Here is a 19,599-nt window from a genome sequence, read left to right as displayed (position 1 = left end):
GCGGCCATCAGAGGGTGCTGAGTTGGGGCGCGCGGCCGATCAAGCGCTGAGGTGGCTCGGTCAGTCGGAGATGGCGATGCGCAGGCGGCGGAAGCCGCGGCCCTTGCTCTCCACCTTGGTCACCTTGACGCGGCCGATCTGCTTGGTGGAGGCGACGTGGGTGCCGCCGTCCGCCTGGGTGTCCAGGCCGTCGATGTCGACGATGCGGACCTCCTGCACCTCCGGCGGCACCAGGTTGGTGGCGGTCCGGATGATGTCAGGGATGGCGAACGCCTCCTCGCGCGGCAGGACGCGTACGTCGATGCGCCGGTCGGCGAGGACCTCGGCGTTGCAGGCCGCCTCGACCGCCTCCTTGAAGCCCGCGGGCACCTCCGGCAGGTTGAAGTCCATCCGTGCGGTCATCGGCTCCATGTTGCCCCCGGTGACCAGGCAGCCGTAGTCGCGGAAGACGACCCCGCAGAGCACATGCAGGCCGGAGTGGGTGCGCATGAGGGCGGTGCGGCGCTCGTCGGCCACCGCCGCCCGCACCACCGTGCCCACCGGCGGGATCGGGTCGTCCTCTGCCGGAATCAGGTGGAGATCGTCGCCTTTGCGTACTCCGACGATGCGCGTTTCCACCCCTTGCCAGAGGAGAACTCCGTGATCCGCAGGCTGGCCGCCGCCCCCCGGATAGAATGCCGACCTGTTCACCACGATGCCCTCAGGGGTGGAGTCGAGGACGACGGCCTCGAAGTCGCGAAGGTTCTGGTCGGACAGCTCAAGCCGTTGCGTACGCCCGTGGAGATCGCTGGTCATACCGGCAGCCTAGAGCTTGCGAGGTGGTACATGCGTGGTCTGATGCATCGCCCCTTCATCGCCCAGGCAGTCGCACTAATGGCGATTTATGGGACAACATCAGCCTGTAGTACGGCGGCAGCGACACCCGAGATCGCGCTCCAGACGTCGATTCCGCAGGGCCCGCCGGTGGTGATGTTCGTCGGGGACAGCTTCACCGTCGGATCGGGGCCGGTCCCTCGCTGGCGCGCCTACGCGAGCGAGGCCGCCCGCCTGCTCGGCTGGCAGCCGATCATCGCGGGCGCGGGCGGCACCGGCTATCTCAGTGAAGGGCGCGTAGGACGTACGTTCCAGCAGTCGTTCGAGGCGGAGCTCGCCTGGCGGCCGGCACCCGACGTGCTGGTGATCTCCGGCGGGCACAACGACTGCCGCTGGTCCGCGCCCAAGGTGCGGCGCGCGGCCACCGAACTCCTGCGGGACGCCAGGGCCACCTGGCCACGGGCCGAGGTCGTCATGGTGGGCCCGATCTGGATGGGGCGCGCCCCGGCGAAGGCTTATCGGGTGCGTGACGCCCTGGCGGAGGTGGCGGAGCGTCAGGCGGTGCCGTTCCTCGACCCGATGCGCGAGCGCTGGGCCGCGGACGGGGAGGCGGAGATGACGCTGCCCGACGGCGTCCATCCGACGCACGCCGGGCACGCACGGCTGGGCACGTGGCTGGCAGGAGCTCTGAGCCGGCTGCCTTACCAGGGTCCGTAGGGCCCCTGATTGCCGCCGCGCCCGCCCATGCCCTTCACCGCGGGCTTGACGTCCACGATGTAGATGGTGGCGGCGATGACGGCGATGATGGAGAAGATCCCCAGTCCGATGCCGATGAAGACGGCGCCGCCGAAGGCGAGGAAACTCGTCAGGTAGCCATAGGCGCCCGCCGCCGAGAACAGCGTCGCCAGGATCAAGATGATCAGCCAGATGCTCTTCTGCAGCTTTCCCGCCGACACGAACGCGTCGTTCGACACGCGTACGGCATGCGCCAGCGCGTACGCCGCCATGCCGAAAATGATCACAGAGAGCACGAGAAAGAGAAAGTTGAAGACGAGGTTGATGATTTCCATGTTCAGGCTCCGCCCGATGCCGCGATGAGTCGGCACCAGCCTAATAGGCGCCCCCCGCGCACGGGAGCCACAAAACGAAGGCCCGGCTCTCGTGAGAGCCGGGCCTACGGCCGGGTCAGGACTGGGTCTTGGTGGTGCGGGTCTTCTTCACCGGGGTGGCGACGGGCGGCTCGGCGGCCTCCGACAGCTCCTCCAGCTCAAGGGCGGCCTCGCCGGTCGTCTTGCTGACGACCTTGCGGCCCCTGGTGGCGAGGCCCTCGTAGGCCTCGACCGCGCGGTGGCCGAGCACGTCGGCGTACTCACGGGCCTTCTCCGGGAACTCCTTGGCGATGCCCTCGGCCTTGTCCGCGTAGCCGCGGGCCCGGACCGGCAGGTCCTTGGCCAGCTCGGCACGCCGCGACTGGAGCTTCTGCAGCTGCTCGGGCAGCTCGCGCAGCTTCTCGGCGGCGAAGTCGCCGACACCGGCGATGGCGTAGAAAGGCTTGGAATCGGTCAGCTTCTTGACCTCAGTGGCCAGAGTCATGGGTTAACCTTCCTTGGTTTCCTGGTTGACGGTGCCGTTGCCCGCGCTCGCCGCATAGGGCTCAAGTGCGGCGAGCAACTCCGGGGGCAGCGGCCGCTCGTCGTCCGTTTCGGGGTCGCGCTGGGGATGGGCATTCTGGGAGGTCTGCTCATCCCCGGCGAGATGCTCCTTGCGGAACGACTCGTAGATGTCGATCAGCACCTGACGTTGCCGCTCCGTCAGAAGAGTGTCGGCCCTGATCGTGGCGACCACGTCGCTGGGCGGCTCGCGGTCCTCGATGAGGCCCGCCTGCACATAGAGCGCCTGCGAGGAGATGCGCAGCCCCTTGGCGATCTGGTTGAGGATCTCCGCGCTCGGCTTGCGCAGCCCGCGCTCGATCTGGCTGAGGTAGGGGTTGGAGACCCCCGCCGCGGCCGAGAGCTGGCGAAGCGAGATCTTCGCCTGCTGCCGCTGCTCACGGATGTATTCGCCGATCGAGCCGACCTTCGGTAGTGCCATGCCTCCAGTGTGCCGCACCGTGCTTGCAAATGCAAACAGAGTGGTAGCTGCTGCAAGCGCTAGAGCTGGATGATCCAGAGGAAGGGGGTGGAGGTGACCAAGGTCACGGACAGGGCGAGCACTCCGTAACGCAGGCTCACGGGCAGCTCGGGGCCCGGCTTGAGCAGCCGGTCCACCCGGGCCATGACATGGTGCGCGTGCACGCCCAGCATCCCGCTGGGTGTCGGCATCGCACCCGCGGAGCCGAACCTGAGCAGCGCGGTGGCCAGCCGGCGCGGTGAGCAGTAGCGCCGGGCCCGGTCGTCGGCCGCCATCTCCACCAGCAGCTCCACCTGCTCCTGCGCCTCGCGGACCACCTTGGCCCAGGGCAACGCCCTGCGCAGCGCGGCGAACGGCAGCAGCACCAGATCGTGCCGCTCGCGTACGTGCGCGGCCTCGTGCGCGAGCACGGCGGTCAGCTCGTCCTGGGACAGCAGCTTGAGCGCGCCCTCGCTGACCACCACCTGGGAGCGCAGGCCCGGCACGCAGTAGGCGGCGGCGCTCGGATGGTCGAGCACCCGCACGCCCGGCACGCCGGGATCGTCACGGGAGATCAGCGCCAGCAGCACGCGGTGCCGCCTGCGGGCCCGCAGCGCCTGCACCCCCGCCGAGATCAGCACCACGACGAGCACGGTGAGCGAGGTGAACCCGGCGATCATCGCGAGCACGTGCAGCGGATCCCACGCCAGGCTCGGCCCCTGGCCGTCGGCGAAGGCGAGCAGACCGGACAGCACGCCGATCTCGTAGGGCTGCACGCCGAAGGCGAGCATCGCGCCGGTGGTGGCCAGCCCCCAGGCGACCCCGAGCGACTGCCAGAGGATGATGGCGGTGCGAGGCGCGCGGGAGGTCCAGCGGGCGGTCGTGAGACGCCAGGAGCCGATCGCGCACGCCAGGGCGAGCGCGGCCAGCACCACTGCCGTGATCACTCTTCCTCCAGCTCCGTAAGGACTCTGCGCAGGACCTCCGCCTCGGGCCCAGAGACGGCCTGGGCGAAGCGGGTCAGGGCGGCGGACCGGTCACCGGTCATGCCCAGAGCCTCAAGCATAAGCTCAGCCACATAGCTGTCGCGGCTTTCCGCGGGCTCGTAGCGCCAGGCGCGCCCGTCGCGGGTGCGGCGCAGGAAGCCCTTGCGGGTGAGACGGTCGAGCACGGTCATGACCGTCGTCGGGGCCAGGTCGCGATCGGCGATGAGCCGGCCGACCTCGCGGGCGGTCAGCGGGCTGCTCTCCGCCCACAGGATGTCCATGATGCTGCGTTCAAGCTCCCCAAGACCCTTCACACTCTCCAGCGTAGTACTACGGCGTGTCGAGCAGCCATCCGGGATGCTGGAGAGATGCACATCACCCTGGTTCGGGGCGACATCACCGAGCAGCAGGTCGACGCCGTCGTGAACGCCGCCAACTCCTCCCTCATGGGCGGTGGCGGGGTCGACGGCGCCATCCACCGCCGCGGCGGCCCGGAGATCCTCCAGGCGTGCCGGGACCTGCGCGCCGCGCAGTACGGCAAGGGCCTGCCGACCGGCCAGGCGGTCGCCACGACGGCGGGCAGACTGCCGGCCCGCTGGGTCGTCCACACCGTCGGACCGGTGCACTCCAGGACGGAGGACCGCTCGCACCTGCTCGCCTCCTGCTACCGCGAGTCGCTGCGGGTGGCGAGCTCCCTGGGGGCGGCGACGGTGGCCTTCCCGGCGATCTCCACGGGCATCTACGGCTGGCCGCTCGACGACGGGGCGCGCGTCGCCATCCGGACGGTCCGCGCGGCCGGGACGCCCGTCGAGGAGGTGCGTTTCGTGCTGTTCGACGAGGCCGCCTACGCCGCGTTCCAGGCCGCGCTCTTGAACGAGGTGGCTTGACCCGCGTTCCAAGCGAGACGGCTGACGCCGCGATCCAGGCCGCGATTCAGCTGCCGGCGTCCGGTGCGACGGCGGACCAGGGGAGGGTCAGCTCGCCCAGCCGCCAGCGGCGCGGGCCGCCGAGCGGTGGCCGGTTCGCGACGGGCCAGGACCCGGCCAGCGCGCCGACCGCCGCGAGCCAGCGCTGGCGCAGCCCATGAACCCCGTACGGCGCGCTGACCGCCCAGGCGTGGTCGAAGTCGCGCAGGAAGGCGTGGATCGGCTCCCCGGGCACGTTGCGGTGGATGAGCGTCTTGGGCAGCCGGTCGGCCAGGTCCGACGGCCGGTCGAAGGCGTCGAAGCGGGCCGAGAACGTCAGCGTGCGGGGCCCGTCGCCGTCCAGGCACACCCACACCGCCCGATGTCCCGTCTCCGAGCAGGTGCCCTCCACCAGCAGGCCGCCCGGGGCGAGCCGGTCCCGCAGGACGTCCCAGTAGTGCCACGCCTCCGCCTCGCCGTACTGCCGCAGGACGTTGAAGGCGCGGACCAGCGCCGGCGGCCGGGCGACCGGGAGCTCGAACCCGCCGAGCCTGAAGCTCAGCCCCGCACGCTCGTACGGCTTGGCCAGCGCGACCCGGGCCGGGTCGATCTCCACGCCCACGACCTCGACACCCGGCACGACCACGCGCAGCCGGGTGAACAGCTCCAGCGTCGTGGCGTGCGAGGCGCCGTACCCCAGGTCCACCACCAGCGGCCGGTGGGCGGCGCGCAGCGCGGAGCCGTGCACGGCGGCGACCCACCGGTCCGCGCGCCGCAGCCGGTTGTGGCCGGTCGTCCCCCGGGTGATCGCCCCGACGGGCCTAACCACTGACGCGGTGCACCTTGTGCTGGGCGGCCTGGGCGCGGGGGCGCAGGACCAGGCGGTCGACGTTGACGTGCGCGGGCCTGGTGACGCACCAGGCGATGGCGTCGGCCACGTCGTCGGAGGTGAGCGGGTCGGGCACGCCCTCGTAGATCTTCGCGGCGGCGGCCTCGTCGCCGCGGAAGCGGGTGACGGCGAAGCCTTCGCTGCGCACCATGCCGGGCGCGATCTCGACGACGCGGACAGGCTGCCCGACCAGCTCCAGCCGGAGGGTCTCGGCCATCGAGCTCTGCGCGTGCTTGGCGGCGCAGTAGCCGCCGCCGCCTTCGTACGACACCAGGCCGGCCGTGGAGGTCAGCATCACCAGCACGCCGTCGCCGGACCCGACCAGCTTGGGCAGCAGCGCCTGGGTCACGCGCAGGGAGCCGAGCACGTTGGTGTCGTACATCCGCTGCCAGTCGTCCAGCCGGCCCTCGGCCACGGTCTCCGTGCCGAACGCGCCGCCCGCGTTGTTGACCAGGACGTCGCACCGCGCCAGCGAGGCGGCCAGCGCCTCGACGGAGTCCTGGGAGGTCACGTCGAGTGTGACAGGCCTGATCCCGGGTACTTCGGCGGCTAGTTTGTCGAGCCGTTCGCGCCGTCTGGCGCCCGCCACCACGTCGTAGCCCTCGGCAGCCAGCCGCCGCGCCGTCGCCTCGCCGATCCCGCTGCTCGCGCCCGTGACCACAGCAGTTCTCTTCATGCGCCATATCCTGCCAGGCCCTCCCGGATGCCACCCGCTGTGACCCCTGGCAGGGAATGCCGGAAAGATCTGAATGGTTCTACTTCGGTTGGAGGTGATGTCGGGTGAGGCGACGACGGGTCGATCGGGTCGCGACCATCAGCATGCACACGTCGCCGCTGGAGCAGCCCGGGACGGGCGACGCCGGTGGGATGAACGTGTACATCGTTGAGTCGGCAAGACGGCTGGCCGAGCTGGGCGTGGAGGTGGAGATCTTCACCAGGGCCACGGCCAGGGACCTGCCACCGGTCGCCGAGCTGGCGCCGGGAGTCGTGGTCCGCCACCTGACCGCGGGGCCGTACGAGGAGATGGACCGGGCCGACCTGCCCGGCCAGCTGTGCGCGTTCCTGTCCGAGGTGCTGCGCACCGAGGCGATGTACGAGCCGGGCCGCTACGACGTCATCCACTCGCACTACTGGCTGTCCGGCCAGGTCGGCTGGCTGGCCAAGGAGCGCTGGGGCGTGCCGCTGGTGCACACCATGCACACCATGGCCAAGGTCAAGAACCGGTTGCTGGCCGACGACGACAAGCCCGAGCCGCAGGCCCGCGTGGTCGGCGAGGAGCAGGTCGTGGCGATCGCCGACCGGTTGGTGGCCAACACCGGCGACGAGGCGCGCGAGCTCATCGAGCTGTACGGCGCCGCCGAGCAGCGGGTCGCCGTGGTGAACCCCGGTGTCAATCTCACCGTCTTCCAGCCCGCTTCACAGCACGAGGCCAGGCGCCGGCTCGGCGTGCCGATGGACGCGTACCTGCTGCTGTTCGTGGGCCGGATCCAGCCCCTGAAGGCCCCCGACGTGCTGCTGCGCGCCGCCTCCCGGATGCTGATCGACGACCCCTCGCTCCGCGGCCGCCTGGTGGTCGCCTGCGTGGGCGGCCCGTCGGGCAACGGCCTGGCCAGGCCCTCGATCCTCACCGAACTGGCCGCCGAACTCGGCATCGCCGATGTGACCCGGCTGGTCCCGCCCGCGCCGCAGCCGGAGCTCGCCGACTGGTACCGCGCGGCCGACGTGACCGTGGTGCCCTCGCACAGCGAGTCCTTCGGCCTGGTCGCATTAGAGTCACAGGCCTGCGGCACCCCGGTCGTCGCCGCCGCCGTGGGCGGGCTGCGCACCGCGGTCCGCGACGGCGTCTCCGGCCTGCTCGTGGACGGTCACGACCCGCACGACTGGGCCAGGGCGCTGAGCCGCTTCGTCACCGAGCCGCGCCACCGCGCCGCCCTGTCGGCCGGCGCCCGCGAGCACGCCGCCGCCTTCGGCTGGCAGGCCACCTCCTCCCGCCTCATGGAGGTCTACGCCGAGGCGATCGCCCACCTGCACCGGCAGCCCGTGGCGATCAACTCATAGGCTGTACGGCATGCGCGCCGTCGTCGAAGCCGCGCTCACCGCCGCGGACGTCTCCTTTGACGAGCCGCGGCCGGGAGCGTTCCTGGTCAAACTGCCCGGGCAGCACAAGCTCGCCACCATGGTCTGGCTGATCGTCGGCGAGCGGGCGCTGCACGTGGAGGCGTTCTTCTGCCGCCAGCCGGACGAGAACCACGCCGAGTTCTACCGGTGGCTGCTCGGCAAGAACGGCGGCATGTACGGCGTCCACTTCTCCCTCGACCCCGTCGGCGACGTCTACCTCGTCGGCCGGACCCCACTGGCGGCGGTCTCGGAGGAGGAGATCGACCGGCTGCTCGGCTGCGTGCTGACCTACGCGGACGACTGGTTCGACCGGGCGCTGGAGCTGGGCTTCGCCTCGTCCATCAGGCGCGAGTGGGAGTGGCGGGCCAAGCGCGGCGAGTCGCTGGCCAACCTGCGGGCGTTCGCCCGCTTCGCCGATCCCGACCGTGACTAAGATCTTGGGCTGTGACCGAACCAGGCAACTTGGGACACGCTCAGCCGAACGTCGCGCGGATGTACGACCACCTCCTGGGCGGTACGGACAACTTCGCCATCGACCGTGAGGCGGCCGGCCGTGTCCTGGAGATCCTGCCCGGCGTCCGCACCGGAGCCCGCGAGAACCGGGCCTTCCTCGGCCGCGCCGTACGCTTCCTCGTCCGGCAGGGCGTCCGCCAGTTCATCGACATCGGCGCCGGTCTGCCCACCCGGCAGTGCGTCCACGAGGTGGCCCCGGACTGCCGGACCGTCTACGTGGACAACGACCCGGAGGTCGTCTCGCACGCCCGCAGGCTGCTGCACGGCATCCCCGGCGCCCGATTCCTGCACGGTGACCTCAACGCCCCCAAGGAGATCCTCGGCCACCCCGGCGTCCAGGAGCACCTCGACCTCGACCAGCCCGTCGCGGTCCTGCTCCTGACCATCGTGCACGTCGTCGCCGGCGATGCGCGGTCGATCATCTCCGACCTCATGGCGTCCCTGGCGCCGGGCAGCCATCTCGTCCTGTCGCACATGGCGGGGGACGTCCAGCCCGCCGTGGACCAGATCTACCAGGGCGGCCCGGCCCGGCCGAACCAGATCACCGGCTTCTTCGACGGCCTCGACCTCCTACCGCCCGGCGTGGTCAACCTGGCCGAGTGGCGTCCGGACGCCCCCGAACCGGTCCGCGAGCCCGGAGCCGCGCCGTACATTCTCTGCGGGGTCGCCCGCAAACCGTAGGATTGGCCGTATGGCGACTTTGGTGCTGCTGAGGCACGGCGAGAGTGACTGGAACGCGAAGGGCTTGTTCACCGGTTGGGTGGACGTCAGCCTGTCGGCCAAGGGCGAGGACGAGGCCCGCCGGGGCGGCAGACTGATGACCGAGGCCGGCGTCCACCCCGACGTCGTGCACACCAGCCTGCTGACCAGGGCCATCCAGACGGCCCAGCTCGCGCTCGGCGCGGCCGACCTGCGCTGGCTGCCGGTCAAGCGCAGCTGGCGGCTGAACGAGCGCCACTACGGCGCGCTCCAGGGCAAGAACAAGGCGCAGACCCGCGAGGAGTTCGGCGAGGAGCAGTTCATGCTGTGGCGGCGCTCCTACGACGTGCCGCCGCCGCCGATCGCGGACGACGACGAATACTCCCAGGCCGGCGACCGCCGCTACGCCCTGCTGCCCTCCGAGCTGATGCCCCGCACGGAGTGCCTGAAGGACGTCGTCGACCGGATGCTCCCCTACTGGTACGACGAGATCGTCCCCGACCTCGCGGCCGGCCGCACGGTCCTGGTGGCCGCGCACGGCAACTCGCTGCGCGCCCTGGTCAAGCACCTGGACGGCGTCAGCGACGAGGAGATCGCGCAGCTCAACATCCCCACCGGCATCCCGCTGCGCTACGAGCTGGACGCCGACTTCCATCCGCTGCGTCCCGGCGGGGAGTATCTCGACCCGGAGGCGGCCAAGGCGGCCATCGAGGCCGTCGCCAACCAGGGGCGATAGGGCTTCCGTCGAAGGGGGCGGTCCGCGCCCCCTTCGCCGCCGTCAGGCGGTCCTGGTGCCGGTCACCAGATAGACGACGGACGTGGCCACCCGCACCGCGTGGTCCGCGTAGCGCTCGTAGTAGCGCCCGATCAGCGTGATGTCGATGGCGGGCTCGACGCCGTGCGACCAGTCCTTGGCCAGAATGGTCTTGAACAGCCGCCGGTGCAGCCGGTCCATGGCGTCGTCGTCCTGCTCCAGCTCCATGGCCGAGTCCACGTCCCGGGCGGCGACGCTGCTGCCGGCCTTGGTGACCAGGTTCTCGGCGATCTGGCCCATCTCCAGGATGGTGGAGCGGATCTCCGCCGGGATGGCCGAGTCCGGATGACGCAGGCGGGCCACCTTGGCCACGTGCACCGCGAGGTCGCCCATGCGCTCCAGGTCGGTGCCCATGCGCAGCGCCGTGATCACCAGGCGCAGGTCCATGGCCACCGGCTGCTGCCTGGCCATCAGGTCGAAGATGGTCGTCTCGATCTCTTCGAAGATCGCGTTGACCTCCGCGTCGCGGGAGATGACGCTCTCCGCCAGTTGCAGGTCGGCGTCCAGCAGGGCGATGGTCGCCCGGGAGATGGCCGAGCGGACGAGACGGGTCATCTCGACCAGCTTGTCAGTGAGGGCGTCTAGTTCTTCGTGGTACGCGTCGCGCATGCCGTCACCGTATGTGGCGGTCGATGAACGAACTTCGACGACTAGGTGAACTTTCCGGGAAAGGCGGGTTCATCCCCAGGTGAGAGGGGTGTCCCCGGGCCGGCGCCGCCTACCATCGTAAACATGAGTGAGATGGCCATGAGCTTCGCGGCCCTGGCCGGCTTCGTGGTGGGGGCTCTCGCGGTGCTGTTCTACCGCAATCAGATCGAGGCCCCCAGCACCAAGCCAGGCGAAGGGGCCGAGACCGAGGCCGGGGCACTGCCACAGGGCATCGCGTCCGTGCTGGCGGTGCTGCCCTCGTCCGCGGTGGTGCTGGACGCGCAGGATCACGTGCTCCGCGCCAGCTCGGCCGCGCGCGCGTTCGGGCTGGTCAAAGGCGACCGCCTGATGGCCGCGGAGCTGCTCGCGCTGGCGAGACAGGTACGCCGGGACGGCGAGATCCGGGAGACGGAAGTCGACGTCGCGGCCCACAAGTTCGGACATGAGAACACCAACTTCGCGGTCCGCGTCGCCCCGCTCAGTTCCTACGGCCAGGTGCTGGTGCTGGCCGAGGACCAGACCGAGCGGCGCAGGGTCGAGGCCGTGCGCCGCGACTTCGTGGCGAACGTCAGCCACGAGCTCAAGACCCCGGTCGGCGCGCTGAGCCTGCTGGCCGAGACCGTCCAGGACGCCGCCGACGACCCCGAGGCCGTCACCCGCTTCGCCGGTCGCATGCAGCACGAGGCGGCCCGGCTGACCTATCTGGTGCAGGACCTCATCACCCTGAGCAGGATCCAGGGCGCCGAGGCGATCCCCACCCCTGAGCAGGTCTCCATCGACGAGGCCGTCCAGGTCGCCATCGACTACTGCAAGACCAGGGCCGGCGCCAAGGACATCACGCTCGTCACCGGCGGCACCGAGGGCCTGCGCATCTGGGGTGACGACGACTTGCTGATCACCGCGCTGCGCAACCTCATCGACAACGCCATCGTCTACAGCCCGGAGCACACCCGCGTCGTGATCAGCGCCAGACCCGCGGGGGGCAGCGTCGAGGTCAGCGTCAGCGACCAGGGGATCGGCATCCCCGAAGAGTCGCAGGAACGCATCTTCGAACGCTTCTTCCGCGTCGACGCCGCCCGCTCCCGCGCCACCGGCGGCACCGGGCTCGGCCTGGCCATCGTCAAGCACGTCGCCGCGGCCCACGCGGGCGACGTGACCGTGTGGAGCAAGGAAGGCTCCGGCTCCACGTTCACTCTCCGACTGCCCGCCTTCGGCGGCAAGGCCCTGGCCGCACCACCCTCGATTCCCCTGGAGGTCGCCCCGTGACCCGAGTCCTGGTCGTGGAGGACGAGGAGTCCTTCTCCGACGCCCTTTCCTACATGTTGCGCAAGGAGGGGTTCGAGGTCTCGATCGCGGCGACCGGCCCCGACGCGCTCGACGCCTTCGACCGCAGCGGCGCCGACCTGGTGCTGCTCGACCTGATGCTGCCCGGCCTGTCCGGCACCGAGGTGTGCCGCTCACTACGGCAGCGCTCCAAGGTCCCGGTGATCATGCTGACCGCCAAGGACAGCGAGATCGACAAGGTCGTGGGCCTGGAGCTGGGCGCCGACGACTACGTGACCAAGCCGTTCTCCTCCCGCGAGCTGGTGGCCCGGATCCGCGCGGTGCTGCGCCGCCAGGGCGACGTGGTGGAAGAGCTGGAGACGGCCGTGCTCGCGGTCGGCCCGGTCCGGATGGACGTCGACAGGCACGTCGTGGCGGTCCGCGGCGAGCAGGTGCAGCTCCCGCTCAAGGAGTTCGAGCTGCTGGAGGTGCTGCTGCGCAACGCCGGCCGGGTGCTGACCCGCGGCCAGCTCATCGACCGCGTCTGGGGCGCCGACTACGTCGGTGACACCAAGACGCTCGACGTGCACGTCAAACGGCTGCGCGCGAAGATCGAGGCCGACCCGTCCAACCCGCGCTGCATCCTGACCGTGCGCGGCCTCGGCTACAAGTTCGACGCCACCGAGGAAGCCGCTTGAGAAAACCCTTGTTCAGGTACGGAGCCCGTACCTGAACAAGGGTTTTCGCTCGTCAGTGGGCCTCTTCCTCGGCCGCTTCCGGGGTCGCGGTGGGGGTCGGGGCGGGGATGGCGCCGGGGACGGCCGGGTAGGCGGTGTACTCGCGGCTGCGGGTGACCACGGGGACGTCCATGGACACGGTGCCGCCGTTGGCGAACTGGAGGTCCAGGCGGATGCTCTCGCCGCCTCTGAGGCCCTTGGAGAGGCCTTCCAGGATGATCTGGGGGGCCGGCTTGCCGGTGTTGACGAGCTGGTTGCTCGGCAGCTGGACGGGCGCGGTGAGCTTGGCCTGGGCCGCGGCGCCGGCGCTGACCGCCGTCAGAGTGTCCGGAGTGCTCCCGGAGTTGAGAATGTTCAGGTAAACGGGGACGGACCCGCGCCAAGGGATCTGCCCGCCCGAGTCAGGGCCAAGGATGAACGCCTGGGGAATGTGGATGCTCTGCTTGCCGTAGGAGCCCTGCTCGATGAGGGCGGAACCTTCGGCCGGGGCGTACGGCGTGGCGGTGTTGGCGTCGAATCCGACAGAACAGCCGGCCACAACAGGGGCTACCAGGAACGCGGCGGCGGCGACAATCCAGCGACGGCTGGTCACGACGGGTTCTCCTAGGGTCTAGCGCATGCGGGATGTGCAGCGCCCACCATATCGACCTGATTCCAAGGTCATATCCGCACCCCTGCAGGTCATTAGCTATGTCCCCATATGCGATTCATAGAGTTGACGGGTTGTCAACCCCCAATATGCGCCTTTGACCTGCAGTTATGATGATTTCACTGTTCCGGGAGGCTGTGGACGCGTGGTACTCTGGAGTACAGCGGAAGGGGTACTTGTCACATGACTTTCCAGGTCGGCGACACTGTCGTCTACCCCCACCATGGGGCTGCTCGGATCGAAGCAATCACCAAGCGATCCATCAAGGGTGAGGAAAAGACCTACCTGGTGCTCAAGGTCGACAAGGGCGACCTTACCGTCCAGGTGCCAGCCGAAAACGCAGAACTCGTCGGTGTGCGCGATGTTGTTGGTCAGGAAGGCCTTGAGAAGGTTTTCGATGTCCTGCGAATGCCGCACACGGAAGAGCCGACCAACTGGTCTCGTCGTTACAAGGCCAATCTGGAGAAGCTCGCCTCCGGCGATGTGAACAAGGTCGCTGAAGTCGTTCGCGACCTGTGGCGGAGGGACCGCGAGCGCGGCCTGTCCGCTGGGGAGAAGCGCATGCTGGCCAAGGCCCGCCAGATCCTGGTGAGCGAGTTGGCTCTTGCCGAGAAGACCAATGAGGACAAGGCGGAAGCCCTGCTCGACGAGGTTCTCAACTCCTGAATACGAAGCTTCCACGGGTGGGCGTCGGGGTCGACGTCCACCCGTTCGCATCTGGTCGGCAGCTTCACCTCGCCGGCCTGCACTGGCCCGGCGAGACCGGCCTGGCCGGACACTCCGACGGCGACGCCGCCGCGCACGCGGCCTGCGATGCCCTGCTCTCGGCCGCCGGCCTCGGCGACCTCGGTGGGCTGTTCGGCACCGCCGATCCATGCTGGGCGGGCGCGTCCGGGCTCGCCCTGCTGGAGGAGGCCGCCCGCAAGGTACGCGAGGCGGGCTTCGAGATCGGCAACGTGGCCGTCCAAGTGATCGGTAACCGCCCCAAACTGGCTCCCCGGCGCCAGGAGGCCGAGAAGGCGCTCAGCGCGGCTCTGGGGGCTCCTGTGAGCCTCAGCGCGACCACCACGGACGGGCTCGGTCTCACCGGGCGCGGCGAGGGCGTCGCCGCCGTCGCCACCGCGCTCGTGGTCAACCATCCGTAGGCGTCGGGCGTCTGTAGATGGGCGGACTCCGGTCCGCACCCCCTGGACGGCGGCGGTCCGTTACTGGCGCGGTACGGATCGCCGTCTACCAGGGATGATCTGCGCTTTTGTCGGGTAAGTCTCCTCCAGACATGTGAACGTCTCGGGGGGAGCTACCACATGATCGGCGCGATCGTTTCCGCAGTAGTCATCGGTGCCATCGTCGGCGCGCTGGCCCGGCTGATAGTGCCCGGCCGGCAGAACATGTCCATCGGCCTGACGCTGATCGTAGGCATCGTGGCCGCCCTGCTCGGCACCCTGATCGCCCAGGCGTTCGGTTGGGCCGACACCAGAGGGATCGACTGGATCGAGCACATCCTTCAACTCGTCCTGGCCGTGATCGGTGTCGCGATCGTGGCGAAAATGGCGCAGGGCAAGACCGGCGGAACCGGCCGAACTACCATCTGACCTGCTTAAACAACATTCCCGCGCATAAAGGCTCGGGAGCGGGTATTTCACCACCCGTGAGGATGAACGGCTCACCCTCACGGGGAGGTTTGTGTCATGACAATCCAGTCCATCCTTGGCGCCATCCTGATCGGTGCCGTGATCGGTGCAATCGGTCGTCTGCTGCTTCCTGGCCGGCAGGCCATCGGCTGGATACTCACCATCGTTGTCGGCATCGTGGCCGCCCTGGTCGGCACGCTGCTCGCTCAGGTGCTCGGCGTCGAGACGACCCCCGGCATCGACTGGATCGAGCTCGTGATGCAGGTCGTGCTGGCCATCGTCGGCGTCGGCCTCGTCGCGGGGCTACGACGTGGTAGCAACGTCTGACGGCGTGCCGTACCCCAAACGACACGGCGACCTGCGTTAAGGCCCGCTCGGCAAGGCCGAGCGGGCCTTTCGCGTTCCCCTGTCCTCGCCTGTGCCTGAGTCGTGAGTCCTGGGTCCTGGTCCTGGGTCAGTCGTCTTCCGGTGGGAGCGGGGTGCTGCGCAGGCGGCCTGAGGGGGCGTCCTGGGCGGGGCCGGAGTCCGGGAGGACCGGGTGCGGGGCCGTGTCCTCCAGCGACTCGTCTCGTGAGCGGGCCGCTCCGGCGGTCCCGGAAACGCCGGCGTCGCCGCGCTCGTGATCGTCGGCTGCCTCCGCGCCGTGGTCGGGATCCGGTACGGGGGCGGTGTCGCGGCCCTCTTGGGAGGCTGCCGCCGGGACGTTCTCGCGTGCGGACGGTATGTCGGCGATGACGGCGACCGGCTGGGTGTCGACGTCCTTCTCCGCGACCCTGCTCTGGCGGGGATGCACCAGCACGTCGGTCGGCTTGACACGGTCACCCCAGCGAACCGGGCGCCGTAACTTGGGCTGCGGCTCGGCCTGGGGCTCGGCCTGGGGCTCGGCCTCGGCCTCGGGCTTGGTTTCTGGGCCGGCTTCTGCCACGGGTTCTGGGCCGGCTTCAGAGGCGGCTTGGGAGGTGGCGGCGGACTCGGGCTCTGGCCTCTCTGCCCTCTCTGCCCTCTCTGGCCTTTCCGGCGTCGGCTCGGCCTCGGGCCGGGCGTTGGGCTGGGTGTCGGACGTCAACGCCGCTTCCGCAGTGTCGTCTCGCCGGTCTTGCTCGTCTCGCTCGGGTCCGCGTGCCGATTCCGAGTCGCCCGGGTGGTCGGGGCGCGGGTCCGGTGCGGGCTCGGGAGCCGTGTGCCAGCGGGTGACCTGCTCCGAGATGGGCGGGGTCTCCGGCGCGGCCGTCGGGCCGACGACCGGGGTCGATTCCAGCGGAGTCGCCCTCCTGGGCGGCGGCACGGCGTCGGCCGGCGTGACGAGCGGCGGCGGGCCCTCATGGTGCCCGCCGGGCCGTGGCGCCGCCTCGGTGCGTACGCCCGCGTCGAACGGCACGATGTCGTGCGGATCCGTACCGTCGTCGCTGGTCGGGGAGGATCTGCGGGCCTGCACATGCTTGATCAGCAGTAACCACAGCCACAAGGCGACGGCCAGCATCACCCACGGCGCGACGGCCACGCCCACCGCGGTCGGCGGGATTGGGAAGTCGTAGCGCAGCGCGGCCAGCACGTCCACGGCGGCGGCCGCGACGATCAGCAGGACCAGCACGAGCGCGGCCTGGACGCGTACCAGCGTCCGGGCCGAGCGTACGAGCAGCACGCTGATCAGCGCGACGACCAGCAGGGCGTCGAACGCCGCCGGATAGAGGTAGGCGAGGTCCGGTCTGCCCTCGCCGCGCACGGCGAGGCTGCGGAGATCGTCGAACGACAGCACGCAAGCGGCCCCGGTGAGGGCGGCGACGGCGAGCCCGGCCAAGGCGATGCCCAGGCGGCGCAGCGTAGAGGGGGGAGTCACTTCCATGGCGCTGTCGAGCCTACAGAACAATAGGGATCAGGACCGATCAAGGGAGAGACACATGACTGAGCTTCCCGCCCGCGCTCGCGAACTCCTCGACGCGCCGAACCACGCCGTGGTGACCACCCTCAACCCGGACGGCGGGCCGCAGTCGACGGTCGTGTGGGTGCGTACGGACGGCGACGAGGTGCTGTTCTCCACGGTCAAGGGGCGGCGCAAACCGCGCAACGTCGACCGCGATCCGCGCGTCAGCCTCCTGGTGATCGACCCGGACAGCCCCTACCGCTATGTGGAGGTGCGCGGCCGGGTGACCGTGCAGGACGACCCGGAGGGCGCGCTCATTCAGGAGTTGGCGCACAAGTACACCGGAAACCCCTGGAAGGAGCATCCGGGCGCTGAGCGGCTCATTGTGCGTATCCAGCCGGACAAGGTGACGTTGCGGGGATGATTATTCGGCATGTGAGGCGGGCTGAGGCGTTAGCCTTGCGTTCGTGAGCCTGCACCTATACGACACCAGCGCGCGCGCCATTCGTGAATTCGTTCCGGTCCAAGCCGGCCGGGCGTCGCTCTACCTGTGTGGCGCCACGGTGCAGGCACCTCCCCATATCGGGCATATCCGGTCTGGCGTGAACTTCGATGTGCTGCGCCGCTGGCTGACGCGCTCCGGATACGACGTGACGTTCTGCCGCAACGTCACCGACATCGATGACAAGATCATCCGAGTGGCGGCCGCCGAGGGCGTGCCCTGGTTCGTGGTGGCCGAGCGCAACCAGCGCGCCTTCACCTGGGCGTACGACACGCTCGGCTGCCTGCCGCCCACCGTCGAGCCGCGCGCGACCGGCCACGTGCCGGAGATGATCGTGCTGATGGAGCGCCTCATCGAGCGCGGCCACGCCTACGCCGCCGGTGGCGACGTCTACTTCAACGTGATGTCGTACGAGCAGGAATACGGCAAGCTGTCCAACCAGAAGCTGGCCAACATGCGGCCCGCCGCCGACACCGACGACGAGTCCTGCAAGGCCGACCCGCGCGACTTCGCCCTGTGGAAGGGCGAGAAGCCCGGCGAGCCCACCTGGCCCACGCCCTGGGGTCCCGGCCGTCCCGGCTGGCACCTGGAGTGCTCGGCGATGGCCACCAAATATCTGGGGCCGACGTTCGACATCCACGGCGGCGGCATCGACCTGGTCTTCCCGCACCATGAGAACGAGCTCGCCCAGTCCCAGGCGGCCGGCGACGGCTTCGCCCGCTACTGGATGCACAACGGCATGCTCAAGATCGGCGCCGAGAAAATGAGCAAGTCGCTGGGCAACTCGCTGCTGATCCCGGACATGGTGCAGAAGGTCCGCCCGGTCGAGCTGCGCTACTACCTTGCGACCCCGCACTACCGCTCCGCCATCGACTACTCCGAGGAGGCCCTGCTGGAGGCCGCGGCGGCCTACCAGCGGATCGAGGGGTTCGTGACCCGGGCGGCGGAGGTCATCCACGACGTCGACGCCGACGCCCCGCTCCCGCAGGCGTTCGTCGACGCGCTCAACGACGACCTCGGCACCCCGCAGGCGCTCGCCGTCGTGCACGAGGTGGTCCGCGAGGGCAACGTCGCCCTGGCCAAGGGGGACAAGGAGGCGGTCGCCCGCCTGCTGGCCGAGACCCAGAACATGCTCGACGTGCTCGGCCTCGACCCGCGCGCCCCGCAGTGGCGCGAGGCCGGCTCGGACCTCAAGCCGGTGGTCGACGCACTCGTGGCGGTGGCCCTGGAGCAGCGCAAGGCCGCCCGCGCCCGCAAGGACTACGCGGCGGCGGACGCCATCAGGGACCAGCTCGCGGCGGCGGGCATCGTGGTGGAGGACACCCCGCACGGGGCCCGCTGGGAGCTCGGCCGCTAGCGTTCGGCATGAGCTGGCCGGTGGCCCGAGTACCCTTGGTGCCATGGCAGCTGGGAGATCGTCGGGCAGGCCCGCGAAGAAGAAGGGCCCGTCCAAGGGCACCGGCGGGCAGGTGCGCCGCGGGCTCGAGGGCCGGGGCGCGACCCCGCCTGCCGAGATGCGCCACTGGTTCAAGGACAAGGCCCGTACCGAGCGCATCGCCCGCGAGGACCGCGGCGGCGCCCGGCGCCCCGGCGCGGCCAAGCCCAAGCGCTCCGAGGACGCCCCCGAATACATCGGCGGCCGCAACCCCGTCCTGGAGGCCCTGCTCGCCGGCGTCCCGGCCAACGCTCTGTACGTCGCCCAGCGCCTCGAGAACGACGACCGCGTCCGCGACGCGGTCAGGGTCGCCACCGAGCGCGGCATCGCCCTGCTCGAAGTCTCCCGCGACAAGCTCGACCGCCTCACCGAGGGAGCCGTGCACCAGGGCGTGGCCCTGCAGATCCCGGCCTACGACTACGCGCACCCCTCCGAGCTGGTCGAGCTCGCCCACGACGCGGCCGAGGTGCCCCTGATCGTGGCCCTGGACGGCGTTACCGACCCGCGCAACCTGGGAGCCATCGCCCGCTCGGCGACGGCCTTCGGCGCCCACGGCCTGCTCATCCCGTCCCGGCGCTCCGCCGGAGTCACCGGCGGCGCCTGGAAGACCTCCGCGGGCACGCTGGCCAACCTCCGAGTGGCCCGCGCCGCCAACCTGACGGCCGCGCTGCGCGAATACCGCGAGGCCGGACTGTTCGTGATCGGGCTGGACGGCGAGGGCCGGGTCGACATCGGCGACGTCGAGCTGCTGGGGGAGCCGCTGGTCGTCGTGGTGGGCTCCGAGGGGAAGGGGCTCTCGCGGCTGGTACGGGAGCATTGTGATGTCGTGACCCGGATTCCCATGCGGGCGGCGGCGGAGTCGCTGAACGCGGGGGTGGCGGCGGGGGTGACGTTGTACGAGGTAGCTCGTCATCGACGTCGCTGACCGTCTACACTGGTAGGCCGTGCCGACGTAGCTCAATCGGCAGAGCATCTGTCTTGTAAACAGAAGGTTTGGGGTTCGATTCCCCACGTCGGCTCTGATGCG

General features: G+C 70.1%; 26 protein-coding genes and 1 tRNA gene. 16 read left to right on the top strand and 11 right to left on the bottom strand.

Annotated elements, in window-relative coordinates; genetic code table 11:
- Nucleotides 1-60 precede the first annotated feature (60 nt).
- Nucleotides 61-795, bottom strand: coding sequence for an alanyl-tRNA editing protein (locus tag IEY87_RS25840; protein WP_189141350.1), 735 nt, complete (start codon nt 793-795; stop codon nt 61-63).
- Nucleotides 796-969: 174 nt separating this feature from the next.
- Between IEY87_RS25840 and IEY87_RS25835 the strand changes: the two genes are divergently transcribed.
- Entirely contained in the window at nt 970-1,530 is a 561-nt protein-coding gene (locus IEY87_RS25835) for an SGNH/GDSL hydrolase family protein (protein ID WP_225277683.1), read from the top strand.
- On the opposite strand, the gene IEY87_RS25830 is transcribed toward IEY87_RS25835, so the two are convergent.
- From IEY87_RS25830 to IEY87_RS25810, 5 genes are all read right to left on the bottom strand, one after another.
- On the bottom strand, nt 1,515-1,883 hold the full coding sequence (locus IEY87_RS25830) for a DUF2516 family protein (protein WP_189141348.1): 369 nt from the start codon (nt 1,881-1,883) through the stop codon (nt 1,515-1,517). The two genes, IEY87_RS25835 and IEY87_RS25830, sit on opposite strands and share 16 nt — an antisense overlap.
- A gap of 115 nt (nt 1,884-1,998) precedes the next feature.
- On the bottom strand, nt 1,999-2,406 hold the full coding sequence (locus IEY87_RS25825; RefSeq protein WP_189141347.1) for a hypothetical protein: 408 nt from the start codon (nt 2,404-2,406) through the stop codon (nt 1,999-2,001).
- Nucleotides 2,407-2,409: 3 nt separating this feature from the next.
- Complete coding sequence (locus IEY87_RS25820; RefSeq protein ID WP_189141346.1) at nt 2,410-2,904, bottom strand: helix-turn-helix domain-containing protein; 495 nt, start codon at nt 2,902-2,904, stop codon at nt 2,410-2,412.
- A gap of 59 nt (nt 2,905-2,963) precedes the next feature.
- Nucleotides 2,964-3,869, bottom strand: coding sequence for a M56 family metallopeptidase (locus IEY87_RS25815; RefSeq protein WP_189141345.1), 906 nt, complete (start codon nt 3,867-3,869; stop codon nt 2,964-2,966).
- The gene (locus IEY87_RS25810; protein ID WP_189141344.1) at nt 3,866-4,222 is read right to left on the bottom strand and encodes a BlaI/MecI/CopY family transcriptional regulator; all 357 of its coding nucleotides are present in this window, start codon (nt 4,220-4,222) and stop codon (nt 3,866-3,868) included. The genes IEY87_RS25815 and IEY87_RS25810 overlap by 4 nt, the downstream gene beginning before the upstream one ends.
- Before the next feature lie 54 nt (nt 4,223-4,276).
- Between IEY87_RS25810 and IEY87_RS25805 the strand changes: the two genes are divergently transcribed.
- On the top strand, nt 4,277-4,795 hold the full coding sequence (locus IEY87_RS25805; protein ID WP_189141343.1) for an O-acetyl-ADP-ribose deacetylase: 519 nt from the start codon (nt 4,277-4,279) through the stop codon (nt 4,793-4,795).
- Between the two features lie 46 nt (nt 4,796-4,841).
- Here the strand turns inward: IEY87_RS25805 and IEY87_RS25800 are convergent, their stop codons facing one another.
- Together IEY87_RS25800 and IEY87_RS25795 are read right to left on the bottom strand one after the other, a co-directional pair.
- Entirely contained in the window at nt 4,842-5,642 is an 801-nt protein-coding gene (locus tag IEY87_RS25800; protein WP_189141342.1) for a class I SAM-dependent methyltransferase, read from the bottom strand.
- Nucleotides 5,635-6,378 (bottom strand): SDR family NAD(P)-dependent oxidoreductase, encoded by a 744-nt coding sequence (locus tag IEY87_RS25795; protein ID WP_189141341.1) that lies wholly within the window; start codon nt 6,376-6,378, stop codon nt 5,635-5,637. Before IEY87_RS25795 ends, IEY87_RS25800 begins: the two co-directional genes overlap by 8 nt.
- A gap of 104 nt (nt 6,379-6,482) precedes the next feature.
- On the opposite strand from IEY87_RS25795, the gene mshA reads away from it, so the two are divergent.
- From mshA to IEY87_RS25775, 4 genes are read left to right on the top strand one after another with little or no spacing between them, the layout of a single operon-like run.
- Nucleotides 6,483-7,760 carry a D-inositol-3-phosphate glycosyltransferase gene (gene mshA / locus IEY87_RS25790; protein ID WP_225277666.1) on the top strand — a complete coding sequence of 426 codons (1,278 nt, stop codon included), beginning with the start codon at nt 6,483-6,485 and terminating at the stop codon, nt 7,758-7,760.
- 10 nt (nt 7,761-7,770) lie between these two features.
- On the top strand, nt 7,771-8,253 hold the full coding sequence (locus IEY87_RS25785; RefSeq protein WP_189141340.1) for a type III secretion system chaperone family protein: 483 nt from the start codon (nt 7,771-7,773) through the stop codon (nt 8,251-8,253).
- An 11-nt stretch (nt 8,254-8,264) separates the two neighbouring features.
- A complete protein-coding gene (locus IEY87_RS25780; protein ID WP_225277665.1) occupies nt 8,265-9,014 on the top strand; it encodes an SAM-dependent methyltransferase in 750 nt (249 codons plus the stop codon).
- A 10-nt stretch (nt 9,015-9,024) separates the two neighbouring features.
- A complete protein-coding gene (locus IEY87_RS25775; RefSeq protein ID WP_189141339.1) occupies nt 9,025-9,768 on the top strand; it encodes a phosphoglyceromutase in 744 nt (247 codons plus the stop codon).
- Nucleotides 9,769-9,810: 42 nt separating this feature from the next.
- Here the strand turns inward: IEY87_RS25775 and phoU are convergent, their stop codons facing one another.
- Complete coding sequence (gene phoU / locus IEY87_RS25770) at nt 9,811-10,455, bottom strand: phosphate signaling complex protein PhoU (RefSeq protein WP_189141338.1); 645 nt, start codon at nt 10,453-10,455, stop codon at nt 9,811-9,813.
- Nucleotides 10,456-10,587: 132 nt separating this feature from the next.
- On the opposite strand from phoU, the gene IEY87_RS25765 reads away from it, so the two are divergent.
- Entirely contained in the window at nt 10,588-11,760 is a 1,173-nt protein-coding gene (locus tag IEY87_RS25765; protein WP_189141454.1) for a sensor histidine kinase, read from the top strand.
- The gene (locus IEY87_RS25760) at nt 11,757-12,455 is read left to right on the top strand and encodes a winged helix-turn-helix domain-containing protein (protein WP_189141337.1); all 699 of its coding nucleotides are present in this window, start codon (nt 11,757-11,759) and stop codon (nt 12,453-12,455) included. Before IEY87_RS25765 ends, IEY87_RS25760 begins: the two co-directional genes overlap by 4 nt.
- A 52-nt stretch (nt 12,456-12,507) precedes the next feature.
- On the opposite strand, the gene IEY87_RS25755 is transcribed toward IEY87_RS25760, so the two are convergent.
- Nucleotides 12,508-13,086: a copper chaperone PCu(A)C domain-containing protein gene (locus tag IEY87_RS25755; RefSeq protein ID WP_225277663.1), complete on the bottom strand. Its 579-nt coding sequence runs from the start codon at nt 13,084-13,086 to the stop codon at nt 12,508-12,510.
- A gap of 240 nt (nt 13,087-13,326) precedes the next feature.
- Between IEY87_RS25755 and IEY87_RS25750 the strand changes: the two genes are divergently transcribed.
- The 4 genes from IEY87_RS25750 (at nt 13,327) to IEY87_RS25735 (ending at nt 15,101) form a co-directional block, all read left to right on the top strand.
- Entirely contained in the window at nt 13,327-13,809 is a 483-nt protein-coding gene (locus tag IEY87_RS25750; protein WP_189141336.1) for a CarD family transcriptional regulator, read from the top strand.
- Nucleotides 13,810-13,826: 17 nt separating this feature from the next.
- The gene (ispF, locus tag IEY87_RS25745) at nt 13,827-14,288 is read left to right on the top strand and encodes a 2-C-methyl-D-erythritol 2,4-cyclodiphosphate synthase (RefSeq protein ID WP_189141335.1); all 462 of its coding nucleotides are present in this window, start codon (nt 13,827-13,829) and stop codon (nt 14,286-14,288) included.
- A gap of 159 nt (nt 14,289-14,447) precedes the next feature.
- A complete protein-coding gene (locus tag IEY87_RS25740) occupies nt 14,448-14,735 on the top strand; it encodes a GlsB/YeaQ/YmgE family stress response membrane protein (protein ID WP_189141334.1) in 288 nt (95 codons plus the stop codon).
- A 96-nt stretch (nt 14,736-14,831) separates the two neighbouring features.
- Nucleotides 14,832-15,101, top strand: a complete 270-nt coding sequence (locus IEY87_RS25735) for a GlsB/YeaQ/YmgE family stress response membrane protein (RefSeq protein ID WP_189141333.1) — start codon at nt 14,832-14,834, stop codon at nt 15,099-15,101.
- A 127-nt stretch (nt 15,102-15,228) separates the two neighbouring features.
- Here the strand turns inward: IEY87_RS25735 and IEY87_RS25730 are convergent, their stop codons facing one another.
- Nucleotides 15,229-16,617 (bottom strand): DUF2637 domain-containing protein, encoded by a 1,389-nt coding sequence (locus IEY87_RS25730; protein WP_189141332.1) that lies wholly within the window; start codon nt 16,615-16,617, stop codon nt 15,229-15,231.
- A gap of 55 nt (nt 16,618-16,672) precedes the next feature.
- On the opposite strand from IEY87_RS25730, the gene IEY87_RS25725 reads away from it, so the two are divergent.
- The 4 genes from IEY87_RS25725 to IEY87_RS25710 all read left to right on the top strand — a co-directional run bounded on the left by IEY87_RS25725 (nt 16,673) and on the right by IEY87_RS25710 (nt 19,591).
- Nucleotides 16,673-17,059 (top strand): PPOX class F420-dependent oxidoreductase, encoded by a 387-nt coding sequence (locus tag IEY87_RS25725; protein WP_189141331.1) that lies wholly within the window; start codon nt 16,673-16,675, stop codon nt 17,057-17,059.
- A gap of 43 nt (nt 17,060-17,102) precedes the next feature.
- The gene (cysS, locus tag IEY87_RS25720; RefSeq protein ID WP_189141330.1) at nt 17,103-18,494 is read left to right on the top strand and encodes a cysteine--tRNA ligase; all 1,392 of its coding nucleotides are present in this window, start codon (nt 17,103-17,105) and stop codon (nt 18,492-18,494) included.
- A gap of 43 nt (nt 18,495-18,537) precedes the next feature.
- Nucleotides 18,538-19,497 carry a 23S rRNA (guanosine(2251)-2'-O)-methyltransferase RlmB gene (gene rlmB, locus IEY87_RS25715; protein ID WP_189141329.1) on the top strand — a complete coding sequence of 320 codons (960 nt, stop codon included), beginning with the start codon at nt 18,538-18,540 and terminating at the stop codon, nt 19,495-19,497.
- Nucleotides 19,498-19,518: 21 nt separating this feature from the next.
- Nucleotides 19,519-19,591, top strand: a tRNA-Thr gene (locus tag IEY87_RS25710).
- Nucleotides 19,592-19,599: the final 8 nt, after the last annotated feature.

Origin of the sequence: Nonomuraea glycinis, assembly GCF_014646515.1 — a bacterium.
Lineage (GTDB): Bacteria > Actinomycetota > Actinomycetes > Streptosporangiales > Streptosporangiaceae > Nonomuraea > Nonomuraea glycinis.
The sequence above is the reverse complement of the archived record's forward strand: the minus strand, read 5'-3'. Positions and strand labels throughout refer to the sequence as shown.

Excerpts from the sequence above, each read along its gene's own strand:
- IEY87_RS25840 (WP_189141350.1), bottom strand. The coding sequence starts at position 795 with ATGACCAGCGATCTCCACGGGCGTACGCAACGGCTTGAGCTGTCCGAC.
- IEY87_RS25835 (WP_225277683.1), top strand. The coding sequence starts at position 970 with ATGTTCGTCGGGGACAGCTTCACCGTCGGATCGGGGCCGGTCCCTCGC.
- IEY87_RS25830 (WP_189141348.1), bottom strand. The coding sequence starts at position 1,883 with ATGGAAATCATCAACCTCGTCTTCAACTTTCTCTTTCTCGTGCTCTCT.
- IEY87_RS25825 (WP_189141347.1), bottom strand. The coding sequence starts at position 2,406 with ATGACTCTGGCCACTGAGGTCAAGAAGCTGACCGATTCCAAGCCTTTC.
- IEY87_RS25820 (WP_189141346.1), bottom strand. The coding sequence starts at position 2,904 with ATGGCACTACCGAAGGTCGGCTCGATCGGCGAATACATCCGTGAGCAG.
- IEY87_RS25805 (WP_189141343.1), top strand. The coding sequence starts at position 4,277 with ATGCACATCACCCTGGTTCGGGGCGACATCACCGAGCAGCAGGTCGAC.
- IEY87_RS25795 (WP_189141341.1), bottom strand. The coding sequence starts at position 6,378 with ATGAAGAGAACTGCTGTGGTCACGGGCGCGAGCAGCGGGATCGGCGAG.
- IEY87_RS25785 (WP_189141340.1), top strand. The coding sequence starts at position 7,771 with ATGCGCGCCGTCGTCGAAGCCGCGCTCACCGCCGCGGACGTCTCCTTT.
- IEY87_RS25775 (WP_189141339.1), top strand. The coding sequence starts at position 9,025 with ATGGCGACTTTGGTGCTGCTGAGGCACGGCGAGAGTGACTGGAACGCG.
- phoU (WP_189141338.1), bottom strand. The coding sequence starts at position 10,455 with ATGCGCGACGCGTACCACGAAGAACTAGACGCCCTCACTGACAAGCTG.
- IEY87_RS25765 (WP_189141454.1), top strand. The coding sequence starts at position 10,588 with ATGGCCATGAGCTTCGCGGCCCTGGCCGGCTTCGTGGTGGGGGCTCTC.
- IEY87_RS25750 (WP_189141336.1), top strand. The coding sequence starts at position 13,327 with ATGACTTTCCAGGTCGGCGACACTGTCGTCTACCCCCACCATGGGGCT.
- IEY87_RS25740 (WP_189141334.1), top strand. The coding sequence starts at position 14,448 with ATGATCGGCGCGATCGTTTCCGCAGTAGTCATCGGTGCCATCGTCGGC.
- IEY87_RS25735 (WP_189141333.1), top strand. The coding sequence starts at position 14,832 with ATGACAATCCAGTCCATCCTTGGCGCCATCCTGATCGGTGCCGTGATC.
- IEY87_RS25730 (WP_189141332.1), bottom strand. The coding sequence starts at position 16,617 with ATGGAAGTGACTCCCCCCTCTACGCTGCGCCGCCTGGGCATCGCCTTG.
- IEY87_RS25725 (WP_189141331.1), top strand. The coding sequence starts at position 16,673 with ATGACTGAGCTTCCCGCCCGCGCTCGCGAACTCCTCGACGCGCCGAAC.
- rlmB (WP_189141329.1), top strand. The coding sequence starts at position 18,538 with ATGGCAGCTGGGAGATCGTCGGGCAGGCCCGCGAAGAAGAAGGGCCCG.